A 9,017-nucleotide genomic window follows, 5' to 3' on the forward strand; every position below is an offset into this window, starting at 1 on the left:
TCCGCCGGCCCGGAAACACCGGGAAGCGCGATCGTCACGGAGAACCCATGGGCGCCGAGAAGAAGAAAAAGAACCGCAAGAAGACCCTCGCCGAACAGGCCGACAAGTACGTCCTCTACGAAGCCGCGGTGCAGTCTCCCGACGTGGAGGCTCCTTTTTTCCGCAAGGTCTTCCGCAAGCGCTTCTCGAAAGACCCCCGCATCCTGCGCGAGGATTTCTGCGGCACCGCCGCCGTCTGCTGCCAGTGGGTGCGCTCGAAGCGGGACCGACTCGCCTTCGGCATCGACCTGGACCCGGTACCCCTGGCCTGGGCGCGCGAAAACAATCTCGCCGCCCTGCCCCCCAGGGCGCGAGAGAGGGTGCAGTTGATCCAGGGCGACGTGCGTGAGGTGGGCGGCCCGCCGGCGGACGTGGTCGCGGCCCAGAACTTTTCGTTCTTCGTCTTCAAGACACGGGAAGAACTGCGCACCTATTTCGAAGCCGCACGCCGCCACCTGGCCGACGAGGGGCTATTCGTCCTGGACATGATGGGGGGCTCCGAGTCCTACCTGGAAGATCACCGGGAAAAGCGCAAGGTCGGCAAGGGAGAGGTGGCGGGCCTTGCCCATCCTGCCTTCCAGTACGTCTGGGAGCAGCGGCGCTTCGACCCGATCACCCACCACGCGAAGAACTTCATCCACTTCCGCTTCCGCGATGGAAGTCGCATCCGGCGGGCCTTCAGCTACGACTGGCGCCTGTGGACCCTGCCCGAAGTCCAGGAGTTGCTCATCGAGGCGGGTTTCGACGAGGTGCAGGTCTACTGGGAGGGCACCGATCCGGAGACCGGCGAGGGCGACGGGCGCTATCGTCCCCGCCGTCACGCCCCCGCCGACCCGGCATGGATCGCCTACGTGGTGGCCACCAAGGCGGGCTGATCCCAGGTCGCCGCCCCCGGTCACTCCGGGTCGGAGCCGTAGAGCGCCAGGACGACTTCGCGGGCCACGGTGTCAGCCTGTTCGCTGACCCCGCCGGGCCACGCCAACTCGTAACGCCGACGCCAGCGACGGGTGGTGGAGTCCGCCGGAATCAGGCGGACCTGGATCCGCATGCCTCCCTCCACCTGGAAAACCGTGGCGCGCAGCGCGGCTCGAGCCCCAGCCTGGCGCGCCAGGTGGGGGATATAGGTCGTGGGCCCGCTGGAGGAGGTCCCGGCCCGTATCACGCGAGTACGCCCCTCGAGGTGCGTGGCCAGGGCCGCAGCCAATGTGGAGGCCCACTCTCGCTCGGCGGCCGTCTCGCCCAGGGCCAGCGGTTCCATCAGCAGTACAGAATCCGGACCGACCGGTGAGAGAGCCTCGGCCCTCCCGGGCAACCAGCCGCGCAAGACGAACAGACCGAACAGGAGCACAAGCAGCCAGCCGGCCCCGACGAAGAGCCGGTCCCACCCGGAAGACCTGAAGATCCTCTCCGCATCGAGCCTCGCCCCGGACCGCTCGAGGCCCTCCTGCTTGCCGCCGTCCATCGTTGGGTCCTCCGCCGGGCGGCGGAGACCGCCCGCCCCAAGAAACACTTCCCCTCCCGACCGTGATTCGGCGTAGAGTCTATAGGTCGCCAGGCGGCCGTGGGACGGATCCGCGGCCTGTGGGTCGTCCGACCCGGCAGGTCAGGGGCGGAATCACCAGGGAGAGCCCCCTTCGGACCGGTCGGCCTGGGCTCGGCACCAGTGTAGAGGGTAGAGGGGTGGATGCCACGCCGCTCCTGCCGTGGAGGACCATGATGGGGAGCGTCCGGGGAGAGGGGGTCGTCATCACGGGAGTGGGCCCGATTTCATCCATTGGAATCGGCAAGGAAAGGTTCTGGAGTGCCTTGATGGAAGGCCGGGTGGGCGCGCGCCGGATCGACTTCGACTGGCTCGACAAGCGCATCAAGACCCGGGTCGGGGCGCCCGTGGACGATTTCGACCCCACCGCTTTCGGCATCGAGGAAAGAGAGGCCCGCTTACTGGATCCCGCGACCCAATTCGCCATCGCCGCCGCCCGCATGGCTCTCGAAGACGCGGGCCTGGCGCTCGAACCCACCGAGGGACGCAAACCGGTCCTTCGGGTGCTGGAAATCGACAGCGAAAGAGCGGGGGTGATCCTCGGCACCGGCGTGGGCGGCCTGATCACCGTGGAACGCTCCCACCGCAACTGGGTCGGGAAAGGGCCCCTGACCGGGGTCTCCCGCTACGCCCTGCCGATGCTGATCCCCAACGCGGTACCGGCCCAGGTGGCCATCAAGTACGGGCTCAAGGGAGAGTGCAAGGCGGTGGCCACGGCCTGCGCGGCGGGCACCATGGCCATCGGCGATGCCTGGCGGCTGCTGCGGGACGGCGAACTGGACATCGTCCTTGCCGGCGGCGTGGAGCGGGTGCTCTCCGACGCGGACGGCTACGGCCTGATCGGCTTCGACCTGTTACGCACGGTCTCCACCCGCAACGACGACCCCCAGAGCGCCTCCCGTCCTTTCGACGCCGACCGCGATGGATTCGTGATGAGCGAAGGCGCGGGCATCGTCGTCCTCGAGCGCGAGGCCCACGCCCGGGCCCGCGGCGCGCGGATCTATGCCCGCATCGACGGCTATGCGGCCACCTGCGACGCCCATTCGATGATGCAGCTCGAGCCTTCCGGTGACCAGATGGTGCGGGTGATGCGGCGAGCCCTGGCGGCGGCGGACGCGGCCCCCGACGAGATCGGCTATGTCAACGCCCACGGCACATCCACCCGGCTCAACGACCCGACGGAAAGCAAGGCCCTGCACCAGGTGATGGGCAACCGCGTCTGGGACACGCTGGTCTCCTCCACCAAGGCCATGACGGGCCATGCCATTGCCGCATCGGGAGCCCTCGAAGTGATCACCACCGCCATGAGCCTGGCGGACGAAGTGGCGCATCGCTGCGTCAACTTGCAGAATCCGGACCCGGAATGCGACCTCAACCTCCCCAGGAAAAACCAGCCCCTTCGCGACCTGGCGGCCCTCTCCAATTCCTTCGGTTTTGGCGGGCACAACGCCAGCCTGGTGCTGCGCGCGTCCTGAGCGAAGGGGATGCCAAGGCCCCTTCGCCGGCCCTGGCCCTGGCCGCCGGAGCGGTCGGGGCCGGGCTGTGGCTGCCCTTCGGCCTGGCCCCCTTCTACTGGGTCGCCTTCCTGCTCTTCCTGATCCCCTTTCGCCGGGCGCGCGACGGCCGTGACGCCGTCAAGCTGGGCCTGGCCATGGGTTTCGCCCGCTACGCGGTCTCCGCCCATTTCCTGCTGGCCCTGCTGAGATACTCACCGCTGGCCATCGTCTTCTACCTGTTGGCCATCGCGTACATCCTGCCCTTCGCCGTCCTCGAAGCCTGGGGATCGTTCTGGCTCGAGCGACGCACGGGCTTGCCCCGGGCGGTGGGCTTCGGCCTGATCTGGGTCATTCTCGAGAAGGTCCGCACCCTGAGCGACCTTTCTTTTCCGGCCGACCTGCTGGCCCACGGCATGGGCGCGTCGCCGGACTGGCTGGCGATCACCGCCTGGACCGGCCCCTTCGTCGTCCCCCTCTGGATGTGCCTGGTCGCGGCCGGGATGCTGGCCGCGTGGACCTCCTGGCAGGGCGGCCGCCGGAGCCGTGCCGCACTGCTTGCCGCCTGCAGCCTGGCCGGCTGGGGCCTGCCCCGCCTGGCGGCCCCCCTGTTGGCGGGCGAACACGAAAACCCCCTGCCCGCCCTGCGCCTGAGCATCGTCCAGCCCTTCGCCACCGTCGACGAGAAGAAGGATCCCCGACAGTGGCCCCGTCTCCGGCGACGCATCTGGCGCATGACCCGCAAGGCGGCGGAGGATGCCGACCTGATACTCTGGCCCGAATCGGCTCGACCGGGCCCGGTGATCTGGCGCACATCCTCGCCCTTCGCCGACGAAGACCTCTCGCAACTGTCCCGCGAAGTGGGAGTCCCCATCCTCTACGGCGCCGATCTCTTCGCCTGGGATCGCACCGATGGCCATCGGCGGTTGGGCAAGCTCTACAACGGCGCCGCCCTGGCCACACCCCGGGGTACGGCCCGCCGATGGTACGGCAAGCAGCGATTGCTGCCCTTCGCCGAAGGCGTCCCCTTCGCGGACCTGATCGGCTGGGACCCCTCCAGGCGCAAGGGTGGCGACGGTTACCTCACCTTGCTGGGGAACTTCACGCCGGGGCCCCGACCGACCCTCTTTCAGGTGGGGGCGGCCCGCATCGGCGTGCTGATCTGCTACGAGGGGATGTACCCCCAGCTCGCCCGGCGCTATCGCAACGAAGGTGCCAACCTGCTGGTGGTGATGACCAACGACGCCTGGTGGGGGCGCAGCGTCTTTCCCGCCTGGCACGCCACCATGGCCGGATCCCGGGCCCGCGAACTGGATGTCCCCGTGGTGCGGGCCGCCAATTCGGGCGTCTCTTCCCTGGCCGACCGCCTGGGCCACGTGCAGGCCCGCACGGGAGTCGCCGAGAGCACCATCCTGCGGGGCACCATCCGCCCCTCGTCCACGCCACCGACTTTTTACGCCCGCCATGGAGACTGGCTGGTGGGCCTGGACCTGCTGTTCGTCGCCCTGGCCCTGGCCTTCGGCATCTTCCGGCGGCGGGCCGTCTGAGCAACCTTGAGCACACCCATCGCGCAGATCGACGGTCGCCGCCTCGACCTGCTCGTGGTGGGCGGAGGCATCTCCGGATGCGCGGTGGCCCGGGAAGCGGCCCGGGAGGGTCTGCGGGTGGGCCTGATAGAACGCCGCGACTTCGGCAGCGGCACCTCGGGCCGTTCGTCGCGCCTGATCCACGGGGGCCTGCGCTACCTTGCGGCGGGGCGACTGTCCCTCGTCCGGCGAGCCCTCCACGAGCGATGGGTGCTGCACCAGTCCCTGCCCCACCTGGTCCGCCCCCTGCCCTTCATTCTGCCCCTCGAGCCCAGCGCCTCCTGGCGCTGGCGGGCACTGGCCACCGCGGGACTCGCGATCTACGACCGCCTGGCTCGCCCCCCCGGCGCCTGGCCATCCAGCCGCTCCATTCCACCCGAGCAGGCCGCCGCTCTGCTCCCTCCCGAAACCCGTTTCGAAACGGGGACGCGCTTCCTGCTCTACCACGACGCCGTCACCGACGACCGGCGACTGACCCTTTTGGTGGCCCTGGCCGCCCGCAGCCACGGCGCGTGGCTCGGGCCACGCTGCGAACTCTTCGGCATCGAGCCCGAAGGGCCGGGATCGGCCCGGGCGACGGTGCGGGACACCCTGACGGGAGAAATCGCCCGCTGCTCGGTGCGGGCGCTGGTCAATGCCACGGGCCCCGACGTGGACCGCTTCCGACAAAAGGTGGGCCTCCCCGGCACCAGGCCGTTGGTACGCCCCACCCGCGGCGCCCACCTGGTGGTGCCCGCCGCAGCCGGGGCGGCCCTGATCGACCAGCATCCAGGCGACCACCGCGTGGTGCTGGCGGTGCCCCAGGCCGAAACTCTGCTGCTGGGCACCACCGACGACGACGATCGCCGGCCGGCGAGCCGGGTGCAGCCCACCGCCGGCGACATCCGCTACCTCGAGCAGATGCTCGAGCACCGTTTTCCGGGCCTCGAGCCCCGCACGGCTTTCGCCTCCCTCCGCCCCCTGGTCGAGGGGGCCGGCCATCCCGACCGACTCAGCCGCGGCCACAAGGTCTTCCGGGAGAAGGTGGCCGGCATCCCCTGCCTGACCGTAGCAGGAGGCAAGCTGACGACCCACAGGCGGGTCGGCCGCTCCGTCGCCCGGGCCGCCGCCCAGGTGCTCGGCCATGGCCGGCTGCGCGCGGAACCGGGCCAGGAGCTGGAGCGCTCCGGCGGGGAGAACCCCCAGAGCCTCGAGGCCTCGGTGGTGGCCGCCGGTCACTCCCCCGAGCAGGCCCGCTGGTGGGTCGGCCTCTATGGGGCCCGGTGGCAGCGGGTGTTGGCGACCGGCGCCGCGCAGCCGCTGACCGCCCGGGGATACCCCTTCGAGGCCGAGATCACCTGGGCCCTCCAGCACGAGGCCCTGCGCACCCTCTCGGACCTGCTGTTCCGCTGGCGCCTCCCCGAGTGGGACCCCGACGCCGAACGGACGGCCCGCCGTACCCTGGCCGTGATGACCCGGATCGCCGGCTGGAGCCCCGTACGCAGCGAGCGGGAGTGGAAGCGCTGGCGAACCGAATCCCGCGGGATCTACGCGCTTCCGGGCTGATACGCCCCGGCGTTCCCCGCGGCGCGCTCCGGGCACCGGCCCCGGGACGCTTCGACGTCAAACCGGGGCCGCCCTTGCTCCCGCCGGTGGCTCACCGTAGATCATGGGTCGGCTCCCGGGAGGCCCGGCGGGAGCGGAGGAGACGTTCGTGCCCACTGCCCGCGACCTGCTTGCAGCCTTCACCGTGCTCGTCCTGCTCGGTTCCGTGCCCTCCCTCGGCGAGGATCCGAGCGCACCCCCCGACCGCAGCGCCGCCCGCTCCGAGCAACGTCCCACCCCCCTCGGGCAGCGCCTGCGACGCTGGACCCCCATCGAAGCCGAAGAATGGCTGACCCCGGAGCCGGCTTACCGCTGGACGCTCGAGCAGATCGCCGCGGGGGTGGCGGACAACCGGGTGATGCGGCTGCACTACTGGCTCAAGCAGCGGCTCGCCCCTTTCGACCGGCCGATCCCCGAAAACTGGCGCCACCAAGCCTGGCTCAGGCAGCTTGCCTCCCCGGCGAGCCCCGCCGCAAGCGCGGGAGACGCAGCCGCCTTTCCCCTCACCGGACGTTGGATCGGCGTCGGTCCGACCCTCATCCCCGGCCGCGTCACCGGCCTGTCCCGGGTGGCCGGGCGGGAAGGGTGGCTGCTGGCCGCCATGGCCGATGGCGGGGCCTGGCTCACCCGGGACAACGGCGGCCACTGGGAACCGCTGACCGATCGGGAGGCGACGCAGGCCTCCGGAGCCGTGGCGGCGGACCCCCGCAATCCCCGACGCCTGTACTGGGCCACCGGTGAAGGCAACGGCGCGGTGGACAATTACGGCGGTATCGGTGTGCTGCGCAGCACGGACGGCGGGTTGACCTGGACCGCTTCCGATCGCTTCTCCGCCTCTTTCCGCTGCCTCGAAGTGGACCCCGCGGATTCCGAGCGTCTGTGGGCCTGCGGCGCCGCGGGCATCTACCGTTCCGACGACGGTGGGGCGAGTTGGACCCAGGTAGGGGGCGGATTGCCCACCGACGCGGGAGGCACCGACCTGGCTTTCCGGCCGAACCAACCGTCGGTAATCTTCGCCTCGATCTGGGGCCGCGGCCTGTGGCGCAGCGAGGATTCCGGTGGAAGCTGGGTCCAGGTCGAGGGGGGCCTGCCCACCGACCTCGGTCGCAACGTGCTGGACATCTGCCGGGCCGATCCCCAGATCATGGTCGTCGCCCCCGGCACCAACGGCGGAGGCCTCTATCGTTCCACCGACGGCGGCGTGACCTGGAGCCAAGTCAGCCAGGCGCCGGCCCATTGCGGCGGCCAGTGCTGGTATGACAACACGGTCGCCATCGCCCCGGACGACTGCTCGACCATCTACCTGGGCGGTGTGGGTTTTCATATCAGCCGAGACTCCGGTGCGAGCTGGACCCAAACCTCTGCGCCGATTCATGTCGACCACCACGCCCTTCTGACGGGTCCCGACGGCGAGGTGGTAGTGGGAAACGACGGCGGTGTCTATCGCAGCACCGACTGGGGCGAGACCTTCACCAATATCAGCCTCGGCCTGCCCACGACACAGTACTACGGAGCCTGCAGCAGTGACGTGGAAGCCGGCATGCTGATGGGCGGCACCCAGGACAGGGGGTCGCATCGCCGGCGGGACGCCGACGGCTGGGCGATCGTCCTCGGCGGCGACGGCGGGATGTGCGCCATTGCCGGTTCACGCCTGATGGGAGAGTACCAGAACACGGCCCTGCGCCGTTCCCTGGACACCGGCGCCAGTTGGCAGAACGCCGAGAGCGGCATCAAGCCCGACGATCCGCGGGCCTGGGTGGGCATCATCGAAAAGGACCCTTCTGATGCCTCGACCCTCTACGTCGGCACCCATCGAGTCTACCGCACGGTCGATTTCCATGACACGCCATGGGACGACATTCTCGGGCCCATCTACTACGGCCGCATGGTCTCGGCCCTGGCGGTCTCACCGGCCGATCGCAACGTCCTGTGGGTCGGCTACGAGTTCGGCGGACTTTTCCGCACCACCGGAGCCCTCGCCCCCAACCCGGCTTTCGACAACGTCAAGCAGAACCTTCCCAATCGCAACATTCGCCGCGTCGTGCCCGACGGCACCGATCCGGCCAAGGCCTGGATCGTGCTCGGCGGCTACGGTTACCCGAAGATCATGCTGACGACCGACGGGGGAACCACTTACACCGACGTGACCGGAGATTTGCCGGACGTCCCGGTCAACGACCTGGTAGCGGACCCCGGCGACACGGCAATCCTCTTCGCGGCCACCGACCTGGGCATCTACCGTTCCCTGGACGGCGGCGCCAACTGGACCGGCTTTTCCGATGGTCTGCCCCTGGCCGCGGTAACCGATCTTTTCGAGCACGTGGCCGACGGCCGCCTGATCGCCTCGACCCACGGCCGCAGCATGTTCTACCTGCAAGCCGCTTCGACCGTCGCCGTAGCCGTTCCCGACGGCGCCGCCGGCGGCGGTCACGCGATGCGCGCCGCCCGCACGGCTGACGGCGATCTCTGGCTCGACTACGACACCGAAACCTGCACCGCCGCCCGCTACAACCTCTTCCACGGCCCGTTGAACCAGGTCGCCGAGGGGCCCTACGACGGCGCGATCTGCGGGCTCTCCCGCGGCGGCCAAAGCGTAGTCCCCATGCCAGGCACACCGGGCCAGAGTTTGTTTTTCCAGATCGCCGCAGCCACCACGGACGGCATCGAAGGCCCCCACGGCCATCGCTCGGACGGCACCCCTCGACCCCACAGCGGCGTGGGCTTCTGCTCGGTGACCGCCCACGAAGACGCCGCCGCCTGCCCCTAGCGGCCGGG

The 9,017-nt window shown here is 69.9% G+C and carries 6 protein-coding genes; 5 read left to right on the forward strand and 1 reads right to left on the reverse strand.

The features are described 5' to 3' along the window. Positions 1–47 precede the first annotated feature (47 nt). Positions 48–914 (forward strand): class I SAM-dependent methyltransferase, encoded by an 867-nt coding sequence (locus Q9Q40_13090; protein ID MDQ7008156.1) that lies wholly within the window; start codon positions 48–50, stop codon positions 912–914. A gap of 20 nt (positions 915–934) precedes the next feature. Here the strand turns inward: Q9Q40_13090 and Q9Q40_13095 are convergent, their stop codons facing one another. Next, positions 935–1,501: a hypothetical protein gene (locus tag Q9Q40_13095; GenBank protein ID MDQ7008157.1), complete on the reverse strand. Its 567-nt coding sequence runs from the start codon at positions 1,499–1,501 to the stop codon at positions 935–937. 251 nt (positions 1,502–1,752) lie between these two features. On the opposite strand from Q9Q40_13095, the gene Q9Q40_13100 reads away from it, so the two are divergent. From Q9Q40_13100 to Q9Q40_13115, 4 genes are all read left to right on the forward strand, one after another. Further along, positions 1,753–3,054 (forward strand): beta-ketoacyl-[acyl-carrier-protein] synthase family protein, encoded by a 1,302-nt coding sequence (locus Q9Q40_13100; GenBank protein MDQ7008158.1) that lies wholly within the window; start codon positions 1,753–1,755, stop codon positions 3,052–3,054. Continuing rightward, on the forward strand, positions 2,943–4,619 hold the full coding sequence (gene lnt / locus Q9Q40_13105; protein MDQ7008159.1) for an apolipoprotein N-acyltransferase: 1,677 nt from the start codon (positions 2,943–2,945) through the stop codon (positions 4,617–4,619). Before Q9Q40_13100 ends, lnt begins: the two co-directional genes overlap by 112 nt. A gap of 6 nt (positions 4,620–4,625) precedes the next feature. Then, on the forward strand, positions 4,626–6,203 hold the full coding sequence (locus Q9Q40_13110) for a glycerol-3-phosphate dehydrogenase/oxidase (GenBank protein MDQ7008160.1): 1,578 nt from the start codon (positions 4,626–4,628) through the stop codon (positions 6,201–6,203). Positions 6,204–6,351: 148 nt separating this feature from the next. Beyond that, positions 6,352–9,009, forward strand: a complete 2,658-nt coding sequence (locus tag Q9Q40_13115; GenBank protein MDQ7008161.1) for a hypothetical protein — start codon at positions 6,352–6,354, stop codon at positions 9,007–9,009. Positions 9,010–9,017: the final 8 nt, after the last annotated feature.

Source organism: Acidobacteriota bacterium, assembly GCA_030949985.1.
In the GTDB taxonomy this organism is placed as follows: Bacteria; Acidobacteriota; Polarisedimenticolia; order J045; family J045; genus JALTMS01.